Annotated in this window: 13 protein-coding genes; 10 read left to right on the top strand and 3 right to left on the bottom strand. The window is 68.3% G+C overall.

Annotated elements, in window-relative coordinates:
* Positions 1-795: a S49 family peptidase gene (locus C5F44_RS09345; RefSeq protein WP_107673258.1), complete on the bottom strand. Its 795-nt coding sequence runs from the start codon at positions 793-795 to the stop codon at positions 1-3.
* A gap of 109 nt (positions 796-904) precedes the next feature.
* Between C5F44_RS09345 and C5F44_RS09340 the strand changes: the two genes are divergently transcribed.
* Positions 905-1,801: a LysR family transcriptional regulator gene (locus C5F44_RS09340; RefSeq protein WP_107673257.1), complete on the top strand. Its 897-nt coding sequence runs from the start codon at positions 905-907 to the stop codon at positions 1,799-1,801.
* Positions 1,802-1,817: 16 nt separating this feature from the next.
* On the opposite strand, the gene C5F44_RS09335 is transcribed toward C5F44_RS09340, so the two are convergent.
* Positions 1,818-2,039 (bottom strand): hypothetical protein, encoded by a 222-nt coding sequence (locus C5F44_RS09335; protein ID WP_107673256.1) that lies wholly within the window; start codon positions 2,037-2,039, stop codon positions 1,818-1,820.
* Positions 2,040-2,257: 218 nt separating this feature from the next.
* Here C5F44_RS09335 and C5F44_RS09330 point away from each other — a divergent pair, with 218 nt between their 5' ends.
* From C5F44_RS09330 to C5F44_RS09290, 9 genes are all read left to right on the top strand, one after another.
* Positions 2,258-3,310, top strand: coding sequence for a saccharopine dehydrogenase (locus C5F44_RS09330; protein WP_107673255.1), 1,053 nt, complete (start codon positions 2,258-2,260; stop codon positions 3,308-3,310).
* Positions 3,311-3,389: 79 nt separating this feature from the next.
* Entirely contained in the window at positions 3,390-4,541 is a 1,152-nt protein-coding gene (locus tag C5F44_RS09325; RefSeq protein WP_107673308.1) for a saccharopine dehydrogenase C-terminal domain-containing protein, read from the top strand.
* Positions 4,542-4,654: 113 nt separating this feature from the next.
* Positions 4,655-6,382 (top strand): heparinase II/III family protein, encoded by a 1,728-nt coding sequence (locus C5F44_RS09320; RefSeq protein ID WP_107673254.1) that lies wholly within the window; start codon positions 4,655-4,657, stop codon positions 6,380-6,382.
* A gap of 17 nt (positions 6,383-6,399) precedes the next feature.
* Positions 6,400-7,983 (top strand): bifunctional phosphoribosylaminoimidazolecarboxamide formyltransferase/IMP cyclohydrolase, encoded by a 1,584-nt coding sequence (gene purH / locus C5F44_RS09315; RefSeq protein WP_107673253.1) that lies wholly within the window; start codon positions 6,400-6,402, stop codon positions 7,981-7,983.
* Between the two features lie 4 nt (positions 7,984-7,987).
* Complete coding sequence (lspA, locus tag C5F44_RS09310) at positions 7,988-8,506, top strand: signal peptidase II (protein ID WP_107673252.1); 519 nt, start codon at positions 7,988-7,990, stop codon at positions 8,504-8,506.
* Positions 8,507-8,559: 53 nt separating this feature from the next.
* Positions 8,560-9,087, top strand: a complete 528-nt coding sequence (locus C5F44_RS09305; RefSeq protein WP_107673251.1) for a DUF3035 domain-containing protein — start codon at positions 8,560-8,562, stop codon at positions 9,085-9,087.
* A 91-nt stretch (positions 9,088-9,178) separates the two neighbouring features.
* Positions 9,179-10,591: a M16 family metallopeptidase gene (locus tag C5F44_RS09300; protein ID WP_107673250.1), complete on the top strand. Its 1,413-nt coding sequence runs from the start codon at positions 9,179-9,181 to the stop codon at positions 10,589-10,591.
* Positions 10,588-11,907, top strand: coding sequence for a M16 family metallopeptidase (locus tag C5F44_RS09295; protein WP_107673249.1), 1,320 nt, complete (start codon positions 10,588-10,590; stop codon positions 11,905-11,907). The genes C5F44_RS09300 and C5F44_RS09295 overlap by 4 nt, the downstream gene beginning before the upstream one ends.
* Before the next feature lie 131 nt (positions 11,908-12,038).
* The gene (locus C5F44_RS09290) at positions 12,039-12,893 is read left to right on the top strand and encodes a glycosyltransferase family 32 protein (RefSeq protein WP_181318234.1); all 855 of its coding nucleotides are present in this window, start codon (positions 12,039-12,041) and stop codon (positions 12,891-12,893) included.
* Here the strand turns inward: C5F44_RS09290 and C5F44_RS09285 are convergent.
* Positions 12,880-13,800 carry a glycosyltransferase family 2 protein gene (locus C5F44_RS09285; RefSeq protein WP_107673247.1) on the bottom strand — a complete coding sequence of 307 codons (921 nt, stop codon included), beginning with the start codon at positions 13,798-13,800 and terminating at the stop codon, positions 12,880-12,882. The genes C5F44_RS09290 and C5F44_RS09285 overlap by 14 nt on opposite strands.
* Positions 13,801-13,806: the final 6 nt, after the last annotated feature.

Here is a 13,806-nt window from a genome sequence, read left to right as displayed (position 1 = left end):
TCACAGCCCGTATCCCGACCATAGCGCCCGCTCTTCCACCGCCGCCATCGCCGTATCGGCGGCGGCCAGCCCGAAGCGCTGCGCCAGGCTGCGCTTCTGCGTCAGCGGCACCAGCCGCACCTTCTCGCCGTAAAGCTCCATCAGCTTGGGCTTCAGATGCGCCAGCCCATCCACCAGCCCCAGCCCCACCGCCGCCTGCCCGACCCAGATGTCAGCATTGAACAGGTCGGCCGCCGGGTCCAGCCGCGCGCCGCGGCGGGCCTTCACATGGGCGATGAAATTCTCGTGCAGCGGCGACAGCAGCGCCCGGATCCGGGCCACATCCTCATCCGTCTGCGGCTTGAACGGATCGGCAAAGCTCTTTGACCGCCCGGCGGTGTGAACACGCCGCTCCACCCCCTGCCGCTGCATCAGCTCATGGAAGCCAAAGCCCGAGAAGATCACCCCGATCGAGCCGACGATGGAACTGGCATCCACCCAGATGTCATCCGCCGCGCAGGCCAGCCAATAGCCGCCCGAGGCCGCGATGTCCTCGACGAAGGCATGGACGGGCACCTTCTTCTCATCCGCCAGCCGGCGGATGCGCGCCGCGATCAGGCTGGATTGCGCCGCCGATCCGCCGGGCGAGTTGATCACCAGCGCCACGGCGGCCGGCTTGCCGCGGGTGAAGGCGCGTTCGATCAGCGGCGCAAGGGCCGCATCACTCAGCGCCCGCCCGCCCGAGCCGATGGTGCCCTGCAGGCGAATGACGGGCACGGTGGCCGGTTTGGGCAGAAAGGGGATGAGATGGCGCATGTCGCAGAGGTAGGCGCTTCCCCGCCCCCCGACAAGGGAAACCCTGCGCGCTGGCACCCCCCGCTTTCGCCGCTTGCCGTGGCCGGGCGGGCGCGGCACCTTGGCGCCCATGATCGACAAGCTGGAAATGTTCATCGCCCTTGCCCGCGAACGCCACTTCGGCCGCGCGGCCGAAGCCTGCGGCGTGACGCAGCCCTCGCTCTCCTCGGCCATCCGCCAGCTTGAGGATCAGCTTGGCGTGCAGCTTGTGTTCCGGGGCCGCAGTTTTCAGGGCCTCACACCGGAAGGCCAGCGCGTGCTGGACCGCGCGCTGCGCATCGTGGGCGATACCCGCGCGCTGAAGGATGAGATGCGCAGCCTGAAGACCGGCCTTACCGGCAACCTGCGGCTGGGGGTCATTCCCACCGCCCTGCCCATGGTGGCCGACCTGACCCGCCCCTTCCTGACCCGCCACCCCGGCCTGCGGGTGCAGATCCTGTCGCGCACCAGCACCGAAATCCTGGCCGGGCTGGACAGTCTCGATCTGGATGCCGGCATCACCTATCTGGACAACGAACCGCTGGGCCGCGTCAGCCGCGTGCCGCTTTACACCGAATTCTACCGTTTCCTCTGCGCCCCCGGCAGCCCGCTTGCCGCCCGCGAGCGCGTCACCTGGGCCGAGGCCGCGGGCGAACCGCTGTGCCTGCTGACCGGCGACATGCAGAACCGCCGCATCGTCAACCAGCATCTGGCCGAGGCGGGCGTGCGCGCCGCGCCGACCATCGAATCGAATTCGACCATCGCGCTGGTGTCACATGTGATGACCGGCGCCTGGTCCAGCGTGGTGCCGATGCGGCTGGCCACCCTGTTCGCCGCCGGCGGCCAGTTGCGCGTGATCCCGCTGGTTGACCCCGAAGCGGAACATCTTGTCGGCCTGATCGCGCCGAAGCGCGACCCGCAAACCCCCATGCTGGCGGCGCTGATCGACGCCGCCGAACGGCTGGGCGCAAGGCCAGGGCGGCCCTGACCGGACCGCCGCCGCGTCAGCCCTGTTCTGACTGGCGCACATGGCGCCAGCGCTGCGGATCGGTGCTGCGGGCAATCTTCAGATAGGTGAAGACCCCGGTGAACAACCCCGCCGCGGCCAGCAGAAGCGCCACCGTCACATGGCCGGTGTTTTCCACCCCGGCGGTCAGCGCCAGATAGCCGAAGGCCCAGAAGCCCGACCAGCTTATCACGCAGACCGTGGCGATCACCTTGTTCATCCCGTCTCCTCCCGTCTGCCCGGAGTCGAGGCGCCTCCTCCGGCTTTTCCCTTGAAGTCTAATGCAAGATTTCCCCCTGTCGCGACAATTCGTCGCTGCGGCGGCATCGCTGCATTGCAGCGTGACGCAGGGTCCGAACACGCCTCGCTGCGGCTGGACGGCGCCTTGGCCGGGCAGTAAGGAGTGCGGCGAAATCAGACCGATGCGAAGGGGGACGCATGACTCATCTCTGGATCAGGGCAGAACAACGCCCGAACGAAGAGCGCGTGGGGCTGCTGCCTGAAGGCGTTTCGGCGCTGATCGCGGCCGGTATCCGCGTCTCGGTCGAGGAATCCTCTGTCCGCGCCATCCCCATCGACGGCTACCGCGCCGCCGGGGCCGAGATCGTGCCCGAAAATTCCTGGCCCGACGCCCCGCGCGACGCCATCATCTTCGGTCTCAAGGAACTGCCGGAAGACGGCACCCCGCTGCCGCACCGCCACATCATGTTCGGCCATGCCTTCAAGGGCCAGCCCGCCGGGCAGGAACTGCTGCGCCGCTTCGCCGCCGGCGGGGGCGCGCTGTATGATCTGGAATATCTGGTCGATGAAACCGGCCGCCGCGTGGCCGCCTTCGGCTACTGGGCGGGCTTTGCCGGCGCCGCCGTCAGCCTGCAATGCTGGGCCGCCCAGCAACGCGGCGGCATCTGCCCGCCGATCTCGAAGGTGCCCTCGCGCGCGGCCCTGCTGTCTGCGCTGGAGGAAGACCTGAAGGGTCTGGAACGCCCCCGCGCGCTGATCATCGGCGCGTCCGGCCGCGTCGGCACCGGGGCCGCCGACCTGTGCGAAGCCATGGGCGTTGCCACCACGCTTTGGGGCCGGGCCGAAACCGCCAGCGGCGGGCCGTTCCCGCAGGTGTTGCAGCATGAAATCTTCCTCAACTGCATCCTGGCGCGTCCCGGCTGCCCGGTCTTCGTGCCGGCCAGCGCCAAGGCCGACCCCGCCCGCAAGATGACGGTGATCGGCGACATCGCCTGCGATCCCAGCTCGGAATTCTCGCCGATCAAGGTCTATGACCGCATCACCGACTGGCAGGCGCCCGCGCTGCGTGTCCATGACACCCCGCCGCTGGACGTGACCGCCATCGACAACCTGCCCTCGCTGATGCCGGTGGAATCCTCGCAGGACTATGCGGCCCAGCTTCTGCCCTCGCTCCTGACGCTGACAGACCTGTCCGCCGGTGTCTGGGGCCGCGCCCGGGCCGAGTTCGACCGCCGCAGCGCCCTGCTGTAAGCCACGCCCCCGCAAGCCCCCGCCCGGAGGCTTGCGCCAATTCCTGCCCCGTTCCCGGGGCAAATCTGGGAGAATGACGATGATGATCCACTGGTGCGGAACCGGCCTGTCCTCGGGGCCCGGCCTGCGGCGCCTGATCGAGGCGGGCCATCCTGTTGCGGTCTGGAACCGCTATCTTGACCAGGCGCAGGATCTGGTCGGCGACATCACCACCGACATCCGTCTCTATTCGCTGGAAGCCCTGGCCGCCGCGCTGCAACCCGGCGACGTGGCCGTGTCGATGCTGCCCGCCGACCATCACGTCGGCATCGCCCGGATCTGTCTGGAAAAGGGCGCGAACTTCGTCTCCTCCAGCTACATCTCGCCCGAGATGCGCGCCCTGGACCCCGCCTTCCGCGAAAAGGGTCTGGTCAGCCAGAACGAAAGCGGCCTTGATCCGGGGCTTGATCACCTGATGGCGCATGACCTTGTGGCCCGCTACCGCGCGTCGAAGGTCTGTCACCCCGACAACGAGCTGTCCTTCCTGTCCTATTGCGGCGGGATTCCCCGGATTCCCAACCCCTTCCGCTACAAGTTCAGTTGGGCCCCCGCCGGCGTGCTCAAGGCGCTGCGCTCGCCCTCGCGCAGCCTGAGGAACTTTTCCGAACTGCGGGTGAACCGCCCGTGGGATGCGATCACCGACTATACCGCCCCCCTGCCGCAGCCCGAGGCGTTTGAAGTCTATCCGAACCGCGACAGCTATCCCTTCATCGAGGATTACCACTTCGACCCGGCCTGGAAGCTGCGCGATTTCGTGCGCGGCACCATCCGCCTGAAAGGCTGGGCCGAGGCCTGGGACGGCATCTTCCGCACCGTCGAAGGCCTGGAAGGCCGCCCCGATGCCGAAATCGACGCCCGCCTGAACGAGATGGCCGAAGACCTGCTCAAGGAAAACAGCTACGCGCCGGGCGAACCCGACCGGGTGGTGCTGTTCGTCTCGCTCAAGGCCGAACGCGACGGGCGGCCCGTGTTCCATGAAACCTGGGCGATGGATGCCTGGGGCGATGCGCGCGGCAGCGCCATGAGCCGGATGGTCTCGGTCCCGGTGTCGATGGCGGTCGAGGCGGTGATGAACCGCGAAATCCCCGCCGGCGTCCATTCCGCGCCGCGCGATCCGAAACTCGTGCTGCGCTGGCTCGACCAGACGCGGCAGATGGCCCAGTATCTGGAACGGGTTGACCATCTGGTCTGACGGCTGCGTCAACAGCGCGGGGGTGCGGCGCGTGACAGCGCCCCCGCTTGACGGTAAGGTTCCGGCTGCGATCCGGGGATAACCCGGACAGGGTTTGACAGGCATCTGGGCGCATGGGCAGGGAAGGCACAGCAGAACGCCGGGCCGGGCTGGCCAACCGCATTGCCGTCTGGCGTGCGGGCCGCGTCGCTGCGGCCACCGGCTTCGTCTCGCAGCCCGAACCGCGCTCGATGGGGCTTTACGCCCGTGGCAAGCAACTGGTGTCGGGCAACATCCTGTTCGCCGGCCACCTGGTCGAAGCCCCCGGCGCCCTGTTGTGGGACATTCCCGCACCCGACGCCGCCTTTGCCGCCGAAGCGCAGGGCTTTGCCTGGCTGGACGATCTGGTCGCCGTCGGCACGCCCGAGGCGCGGCGCATCGCCCAAGGGTGGACCCGCGGCTGGATCGACCGCTTCGGCAATGGTAGCGGCCCCGGCTGGTCGCCCGAACTGACCGGGCGGCGGGTGATCCGGCTTCTGCATCACGCGATCTTCCTGCTGCACGGGCAGGACAAGCCCGCCAGCGATGCGCTGCTCACCAGCCTGGCCCGGCAGACCGCCTTTCTTGCCCGCCGCGCCGGGGCCGCCAGCCCCGGCCTGCCCCGGTTCGAGGCGCTGACCGGCCTTCTCTGCGCCAGCCTCGCCCTGATCGGGATGGAGGATCACGTCGCCCCGGCCACCTCGGCCCTGGTGCGCGACTGCACGCGCGAGATCGACGCCGCCGGCGGCATCCCCACCCGCAACCCCGAGGAACTGCTGGAAGTCCTGACGCTGCTGACCTGGGCCGCCCGCGCCCTGGCCGAGGCCGACCGCGACATCCCGCCCGAACTGGGCCAGGCCATCGACCGCATCGCCCCCTGCCTGCGCACGCTGCGCCATGCCGATGGCGGGCTGGCGCGGTTCCACGGCGGCGGCGGCGGGGTGGATGGGCGGCTGGATCAGGCGCTGGCGGCTTCGGCCATGCTGAAACCGCCCGGCCATCTGGCGCAGGCCATGGGCTTCGTCCGGCTTTCCGCCGGCCGCACCAGCCTGATCCTTGATGCCGCCGACCCGCCTTCCGGCGCGGCCAGCGCCACCGCCCATGCCTCGACCGCCGCCTTCGAACTGACCTCGGGCCGCCGCCCGCTGATCGTGTCCTGCGGATCGGGCCTGTCCTTCGGGCCAGACTGGCGGCTTGCGGGACGCGCCACGCAATCCCATTCCGCGCTGGCGATCTCGGGCTATTCCTCGTCGCGCTTCGGCACGTCGAAACAGCCCGGCGCCCTGGGCGACAGCGCCCGCGTCACCGCGCTGAACACCTGGGCCGACACTGGCGCCGAGGTTTATGTGGCCCATGACGGCTGGTCGGCCACCCATGGCCTGACCGCCGGGCGCCGGCTTTCGCTCAGCACCAATGGCCGCCTGCTGACCGGCACCGACACGCTGACCGCCACCACCCCGGCGGAAATCGCCCGGTTCCAGGATCTGCTCACCCGGTCGAAGCTGGACGGCATCGCCTTCACCATCCGCTTCCACCTGCACCCCGATGTCGATGCCACGCTGGACATGGGCGGCACCGCCGTCTCGATGCAGCTCCGCTCGGGCGAGATCTGGGTGCTGCGCCACGACGGCCGCGCGCATCTGTCGCTTGATCCTTCGGTCTATCTGGAAACCGGCCGCCTGCGGCCCCGCCCCGCCTGGGCCATCGTGCTGACGGGCCGGGCACGCGAAAATGAAACGCGCATCGGCTGGACCTTGGCGAAGGCACAGGATACTCCCACCGGCATCCGCGACATCGACCGGGAAGACCCGGTCTCTCTCTGACAGGCACCGGAGACCCCATGACAGCCCCCGTCCGCATCACCCGCGCCCTGATCTCGGTTTCAGACAAGACCGGCCTTCTGGACCTGGCCCGCGCCCTGCACGGGCATGGGGTGGAACTTCTGTCCACCGGCGGCACCTCGGCCCTGCTGCGCGAGGCGGGCCTTCCGGTGAAGGATGTCAGCGACGTGACCGGCTTTCCCGAGATGATGGATGGCCGGGTCAAGACGCTGCACCCCAAAGTGCATGGCGGCCTTCTGGCGCTGCGCGACAACCCCGCCCATCTGGCCGCCATGGCCAAGCACGGCATCGGCCCGATCGACCTGCTGGTGGTGAACCTTTACCCGTTCGAGGCGACGGTGGCCAAGGGCGCCGATTACGACACCTGCATTGAAAACATCGACATCGGCGGCCCCGCGATGATCCGCGCCGCGGCCAAGAACCACGCCTTCGTCGCCGTGGTCACCGACCCCGCCGATTACGCCCCCCTGCTGGCCGAACTGGCCGAACAGGATGGCACGACGCTGGCCTTCCGGCAGAAGCTGGCGCTCACCGCCTATGCCCGCACCGCCGCCTATGACACCGCCGTTTCCACCTGGATGGCCGGCGCCATCGGCGAAACCGCGCCGCGCTACCGCAGCTTTGCCGGCAAGCTGGCGCAGACCCTGCGCTATGGCGAAAACCCCCACCAGTCCGCCGCCTTCTACACCGATGGCTCGGGCCGCCCCGGCGTCGCCACCGCGAAACAGTGGCAGGGCAAGGAACTGTCCTACAACAACATCAACGACACCGACGCCGCCTTCGAACTGGTGGCCGAATTTGCAGGCCAAGGCCCGGCCTGCGCCATCATCAAGCACGCCAACCCCTGCGGCGTGGGCAAGGCCGCCAGCCTGCGCGATGCCTATCTGCGCGCCTGGCAGTGCGACCAGACCTCGGCCTTCGGCGGCATCGTCGCGCTGAACCAGCCGCTTGACGCCGCCACCGCCGAGGAAATCGTCAAGATCTTCACCGAAGTCGTCATCGCCCCCGGCGCCAGCGACGAGGCGAAGGCGATCTTCGCGGCGAAGAAGAACCTGCGCCTGCTGACCACCGAAACCCTGCCCGACCCGACGCGCGGCGTGCTGGCCTTCCGCCAGGTCGCCGGCGGCTTTCTTGTGCAGGATTCGGACGTGGACAGCGTCACCCCGGGCGATCTGCGGGTCGTCACCCGCCGCACCCCTTCGGCGCAGGAACTGGAAGACCTGTTCTTCGCCTGGAAGGTGGCCAAGCACGTCAAGTCCAACGCCATCGTCTATGTCAAGGACGGCGCCACCGTCGGCGTCGGCGCCGGCCAGATGAGCCGCGTCGATTCCACCATGATCGCCGCCCGCAAGGCCGGCGAGATGGGCACCGCGCTTGGCCTGCCCGAAACCCCGGCCAAGGGCTGCGTCGCGGCCTCCGATGCCTTCTTCCCCTTCCCCGATGGAATCGAGGTGCTCGCCTCGGTCGGTGCGACGGCGGTGATCCAGCCCGGCGGCAGCATGAACGACAGCGCGGTGATCGAGGCGGCAGACCGGCTGGGTCTGGCCATGGTCTTCACCGGCCAGCGCCATTTCCGGCACTGACACCATGCGGATCACCACGCTTTCCGCCCTTGTGACCTTTGGCCTGGATCAGGCCAGCAAGCTGGTCGTACTTAAAGGACTCGGTTTAGAAAATCGAAGCTTTCTAGACGATTATGAAATCTGGCCACCCTACCTTGTGTTCCGCATGACCTGGAACCGGGGCATCAACTTCGGCCTGTTCTCGGGCCATTCCGACCTGACCCGCTGGGTGCTGATCACCATCGCGCTGGCCATCGCAGCCTGGGTCTGGGTCTGGGTCCGCCGCGATCGGCCTTCGCGCATCGTGCAGATTTCGGCCGGGCTGCTGATCGGCGGCGCGCTTGGCAATGTGGTGGACCGGCTGGTCCATGGCGCGGTGGCCGACTTCCTGAACATGTCCTGCTGCGGCTTCGAGAATCCCTATGCCTTCAACGTGGCCGACATCGCGATCTTCGCCGGTGCGGCCGGTCTGGCGCTTTTTGCCGGGCAATCAACCGGGCAAAAACCGCCAAAGCGCGGGAAACCCGACCGAAAGACCCCGTGACGGGGCAAATCCTTTGGGTTAAGACGGACGGCAAGACGAAGGTGGAGGCCGGAATGCAGGCAAGGACGGTTCGGCTCAGCGTCATCGCGACGATGGCGGCGCTTGCGCTGGCCGGTTGCGGCGACCAGGGCGACCCCAAGCTGATGAACATCCGGACCAAGGGCCCGGATGAATTCGCCATTATCCCGCCGAAGCCGCTGGAAATGCCCGAAAGCCTGAATGACCTGCCCGCGCCCACGCCGGGCGGATCGAACCGCAGCGACCAGCGCCCGCTGGATGATGCGGTGGTCGCCCTTGGCGGCCGGCCGGGCGCCAGCACCGGCATCCCGGCGGCGGATGGCTCGCTCTTTGCCCATGCCAGCCGCTTCGGGCTGGATGGCGCGATCCGCCAGACGCTGGCCGCCGAAGATCTGGAATGGCGGCGCAAGCACAACGGCCTGGTGCTGGAACGGTTGCTGAACGTCAACGTGTACTACAAGGCCTATCGCAAGATGTCGCTGGACCAGCACGCCGAACTGGCCCGCTGGCGCAAGGCGGGCGCGCGCACGCCTTCGGCCCCGCCGCCCAAAGACGGCGAATAACCGGCGGTCACATCCGCGACAGTGCCGGCCGGCGCGGCTTGACCGCCCGGCCCGCCCCTTGCACCCTGCCCCCGGACAACCGAGGTATCCCATGCGTCTGCCCCTGCGCCGGCTTCTGCCGCTGTTTCTTGCCCTTGCCGCGGCCCTGGCCCCGCTGGATGCTGCCCGCGCCGAAACGGTTTCCACCTTCACGCTGAAGAACGGGCTTGAGGTGGTGGTGATCGAGGATCACCGCGCCCCGGTGGCCGTTCAGATGATCTGGTACAAGGTCGGCGCCGCGGATGAACCCGCCGGAAAATCGGGCATCGCGCATTTTCTGGAACACCTGATGTTCAAGGGCACCGACAAGATTCCCCCCGGCGCCTTCTCCACCATGATCGAGGCGCAGGGCGGCGATGACAACGCCTTCACCTCCTGGGATTACACCGCCTATTTCCAGCACATCGCCGCCGACCGGCTGGATCTGGTGATGGGCATGGAAGCCGACCGGATGCGCAACCTGCGCCTGACCGAAGAGGATGTCACCACCGAGCGGCAGGTCATTCTGGAAGAACGCGCCCAGCGCACCGATTCCAGCCCCGGCGCCCTGCTCAGCGAACAGATGCGCGCCGCGCAATACCTGAACGGCCCTTATGGCGTGCCCGTCATCGGCTGGCGGCATGAGATCGAACAGTTGAACCGCGAAGACGCGCTGGATTACTACCGCCGCTTCTATGCGCCGAACAACGCGATCCTGATCATCGCGGGCGATGTCACCCCCGATCAGGTGCGCGCGCTGGCCGAAAAGCATTACGGCCCGATCCCGCCCTCGGAGGGGCTGACGCCGCGCCTGCGCCCGCAGGAACCGCCGCAACTGGCCGAACGCCGGCTGGCCATGTCTGACCCGCGCGTGTCCGAACCCTATCTCTACCGCAGCTATCTGGCCCCCGAACGCAACCCGAGCGACCAGAAGGATGCCGCCGCCCTGTCGATCCTGGCCGAGTTGCTGGGCGGCAGCGGCCAAACCTCGGTTCTGGCCCGTGCCCTGCAATTCGACCGCCAGGTCGCGCTGTACACCTCGGCCTTCTATGACGGCACCACGATCGACGACAGCAGCTTCGGCGTCTATGTCGTGCCCGCCCCCGGCGTCAGCCTGGCCAGCGCCGAAGCCGCGCTGGACGAAACCCTGACCCGCTTCCTGGCCGAAGGCCCCGATCCGGCCGCCTTCGAACGCATCCGCACCCAGATGCACGCCTCGGAAATCTTCGGCAAGGATGACGTGCAGGGTCTGGCGCGCATGTATGGCGAAGAACTGTCCATCGGCCTGTCGGTGCAGGACATCCAGGGCTATGACGATGTGCTGATGTCCGTCACCATCGACGATGTGATGAAGGTCGCCGCACAGGTGCTGAACCGCAATCAGGCCGTCACCGGCTGGCTGACCGCCCCCGAAGGCGCCGCCGCCCCCGACAGCGCCGCCCCGTCCCCCCTGCCGATGCCCGCGCCCGAGGAGATTCAGGAATGATGCTGCGCCCCGTTCTCGCGGCCCTCTCGCTGGTGCTGACGCTTGCCCTTCCGGCCCGCGCCGAAGTGGCCATTCAAGAGGTGAAGACCCCCGGCGGCCTGACCGCCTGGCTGGTGGAAGACCACGGCCTGCCCTTCGTCTCGCTGGAACTGCAATTCCGCGGCGGCACCTCGCTGGATGCGCCGGGCAAGCGCGGCGCGGTCTATCTGATGACCGGCCTGATCGAGGAAGGCACCGGCGACATGGACAGCCGCGCCTTTGCCGAGGCGCGCGACGGGCTGGCCGCCAGCTTCCTGTTCGATTCGGGCGCCGACACGCTGTCGGTCTCGGCCCGGATGCTGACCGAAAACCGCGACGCCGCCACCGACCTGCTGCGTCAGGCGCTGACCGCACCCCGCTTCGATCAGGATGCGATTGACCGGGTGCGCGAACAGGTGCTGTCGGGCCTGCGCTCCGATGCGATGGACCCCAACGCGATCGCGCCGCGCATCTTCGACCGGCTGGCCTTCGGCGACCACCCCTATGGCACCCCCGGCAAGGGCACGCCCGAAACGGTGGCCGCGCTGACCCGCGACGATCTGGTCGCCGCCCACAAGGCCACGCTGGCCCGTGACCGCGTGGTCATCGGCGCGGCCGGCGACATCACCGCCGTCGAACTGGCCGCCCTGCTGGACAAGCTGCTGGGTGGCCTGCCCGAAACCGGCGCGCCGCTGCCCCCGCAGGCGCCCTGGACGCTCAAGCCCGGCGTGACGGTCGAGGATTTTCCCTCGCCGCAATCGGTGGTGTTCTTCGGCCAAGGCGGCATCCGCCGCGACGATCCCGATTTCTTCGCCGCCTTCATCCTGAACGAGGTTCTTGGCGGCGGTCGCTTCTCGGCCCGGCTGATGACCGAGGTGCGCGAGAAGCGCGGCCTGACCTACGGGATCGGCACCTATCTGGTGCCGATGGATCTGGCCGAAATGCTGATGGGCCAGTTCTCCGCCTCGAACGAAAAGGTGGCCGAGGCGATGGAGGTCGTGCGCGCCGAATGGGCCCGCATCGCAACCGAAGGCATCACCGCCGACGAACTGGCCGCGACCAAGACCTACCTGACCGGCAGCTACCCGCTGCGCTTTTCCGGCAATGGCCCGATCGCGAACATCCTTGTCGGGATGCAGATGGACGATCTGCCCATCGACTATGTGAACACCCGCAACGCCAAGATCGAGGCCGTCACGCTGGAAGACGCAAACCGCGTCGCCGCGCGCCTGTTCCAGCCGCAGGCGCTGCATTTCGTGGTGGTGGGCCAGCCGGCCGGCGTGACAACCGCCCCCTGAACGGGCCGGCCCCGCCCGGCGGGTGGCGGATTGCCGCAATCCGGCCGGGCGCTGGCGGAAATGCCGCTTTCCTTGTGGGCGCGTTGATGTATGCGCTTGCTCCTCGGGCCTGTAATCAGGGGGTGAAGCGGATGATTCCAAGGAACCTGATCCATCTCGTGCCCTCGCACGAAGGTCTCTGGCCCGAGTTCCGCCGCAACCTTGCGGATCTGGCCGCCGCCAACCCGGGCTGGACGCAGACCATCCTGTCCGATGCCGAGGCGCTGGATTTCGTCCGCCGCCATTACGGCCCGCGGGAACTTGACGCGCTGGCCCGCATCGACCCGGCCTATGGCCCGGCGCGGTCTGATCTGCTGCGCTATCTGGTCCTGCACCAGTTGGGCGGCGTCTATTTCGACAACAAGAGCGGCGCCTCCCGCCCGCTGGACCAGATCCTTCGCCCCGAGGATGAATATCTTGTGGTGCAATGGGACAACGGCCCCACGGGGGTTGATGCGGGCTGCGGTTTCCACCCCGAACTTTCGGCGGTCGAAGACGGCGAATACATCAACTGGGTGATGATCAGCCGGGCGGGCCACCCCTTCCTGGCCGCCGTGATCGACCGGGTGCTCGACAATATCGAAACCTATTCCCGCCACCGCTTCGGTGTGGGCAAGGACGGCACGCTGCGCACCACCGGGCCCATCGCCTGCACGCTGGCGATCCACCCCATCCTGCACCGGCACCCGCACCGCCGGATCATCTGCACCGATGAAGGCCTGCTTTATGCCAGCTCGGGCGACGGCTCACACCACACGCTGCGGCACAAGCTGCATTACAGCCGCCTGCTGCACCCCGTGGTGCGGCCCGCCGCTTCGGCGCCCCTGCATGAAAAGCTGGCCGCAAGGCTGACCCGCCCGCTTTATCTTGGCCTCGCCTTGCTTCGCCAGCAGAACCGCCGCCGTCGCGATCGGTCCCGCCGGCGGCGCGGCCTTAATGGCCTTTGATCCGCTGCGGCTGATTGGCCAGTTTCTTGACCGACCAGAACACCCGCAGCGCCGTATGGACCAGCGGGTTCCGCACCTGGCTGAAGAATTCCGCCGGCACCGCAGGCTCGGGGCTCTTGGCGGCCACGCGCAGGAAGCGCGTCGCCAGGAACCAGTAAGACGGTGAAAGGTCCGGCACCGATGGCGCATTGCGGCGGAACACGGTCAGGTAATTGTTGGCGCGCTCGTCCAGATCGCCGGCGGTCAGTTGCCGCGCCTGCCCCTCCTGAACCCAGCCGCGGTGGGTGCGCACCCCGGCCTGCACCGTGCGCCAGCCCTCATGGCCCTTTGCAAGCAGCCGGCAGCACAGGTCGGTGTCCTCATCGGTGCGCAGGGTCGTCTCCAGCCCGCCGATGGCCCGGAACACGGCAGCGCGCACCCAGAACCCCTGATTCAGCCCCGCCACCTTCTTGCGCAGCGCGCCGCCGGGGCGCACCGGGCCTTCACGCCAGCGGCAAAAGTATTCGGGCGCTCCGGGCTGGCCTGCGGCGTCATAGGTGACAACCTCCATCGCGGAATAGCCCCACTGGGCCCGGGGCTGCTGCGCGGCAATCTGCAGAACCTGTGCCGGATAGTCCGGCAGAACCTCATCATCGTCATCCAGAAACAGCAGGATGTCGCCCCGCGCCGCCGCCGCCCCCAGATTGCGCGCGGCCGAGGCGCCCGTCCGCCCCGCGCTGCGCACAATGCGCAGGCTGTCCGGCGCGGTCATCCCCGGTGGCGGGCGCAGCGGGTGCTGCACCCCGTCATCCACAACCACGATCTCGCCCCCGGGCGGCAACCCCGCCTGCGCGGCCTTCACCGCACGCCACACCAGGGCCGGCCGGTCACAAGTGGGAATGATGATCGAAAGCCCTGGATTACGCATCTGCTG

Origin of the sequence: Fuscovulum blasticum DSM 2131, from assembly GCF_003034965.1 — a bacterium.
GTDB lineage: Bacteria > Pseudomonadota > Alphaproteobacteria > Rhodobacterales > Rhodobacteraceae > Pseudogemmobacter > Pseudogemmobacter blasticus.
The sequence above is the reverse complement of the archived record's forward strand: the minus strand, read 5'-3'. Positions and strand labels throughout refer to the sequence as shown.

Coding starts and splice junctions, on each gene's coding strand:
- C5F44_RS09300 (WP_107673250.1), top strand. CDS start 9,179: ATGCGTCTGCCCCTGCGCCGGCTTCTGCCGCTGTTTCTTGCCCTTGCC.
- C5F44_RS09335 (WP_107673256.1), bottom strand. CDS start 2,039: ATGAACAAGGTGATCGCCACGGTCTGCGTGATAAGCTGGTCGGGCTTC.
- purH (WP_107673253.1), top strand. CDS start 6,400: ATGACAGCCCCCGTCCGCATCACCCGCGCCCTGATCTCGGTTTCAGAC.
- C5F44_RS09320 (WP_107673254.1), top strand. CDS start 4,655: ATGGGCAGGGAAGGCACAGCAGAACGCCGGGCCGGGCTGGCCAACCGC.
- C5F44_RS09290 (WP_181318234.1), top strand. CDS start 12,039: ATGATTCCAAGGAACCTGATCCATCTCGTGCCCTCGCACGAAGGTCTC.
- C5F44_RS09285 (WP_107673247.1), bottom strand. CDS start 13,800: ATGCGTAATCCAGGGCTTTCGATCATCATTCCCACTTGTGACCGGCCG.
- C5F44_RS09330 (WP_107673255.1), top strand. CDS start 2,258: ATGACTCATCTCTGGATCAGGGCAGAACAACGCCCGAACGAAGAGCGC.
- C5F44_RS09305 (WP_107673251.1), top strand. CDS start 8,560: ATGCAGGCAAGGACGGTTCGGCTCAGCGTCATCGCGACGATGGCGGCG.
- C5F44_RS09345 (WP_107673258.1), bottom strand. CDS start 795: ATGCGCCATCTCATCCCCTTTCTGCCCAAACCGGCCACCGTGCCCGTC.
- C5F44_RS09340 (WP_107673257.1), top strand. CDS start 905: ATGATCGACAAGCTGGAAATGTTCATCGCCCTTGCCCGCGAACGCCAC.
- C5F44_RS09325 (WP_107673308.1), top strand. CDS start 3,390: ATGATGATCCACTGGTGCGGAACCGGCCTGTCCTCGGGGCCCGGCCTG.
- C5F44_RS09295 (WP_107673249.1), top strand. CDS start 10,588: ATGATGCTGCGCCCCGTTCTCGCGGCCCTCTCGCTGGTGCTGACGCTT.
- lspA (WP_107673252.1), top strand. CDS start 7,988: ATGCGGATCACCACGCTTTCCGCCCTTGTGACCTTTGGCCTGGATCAG.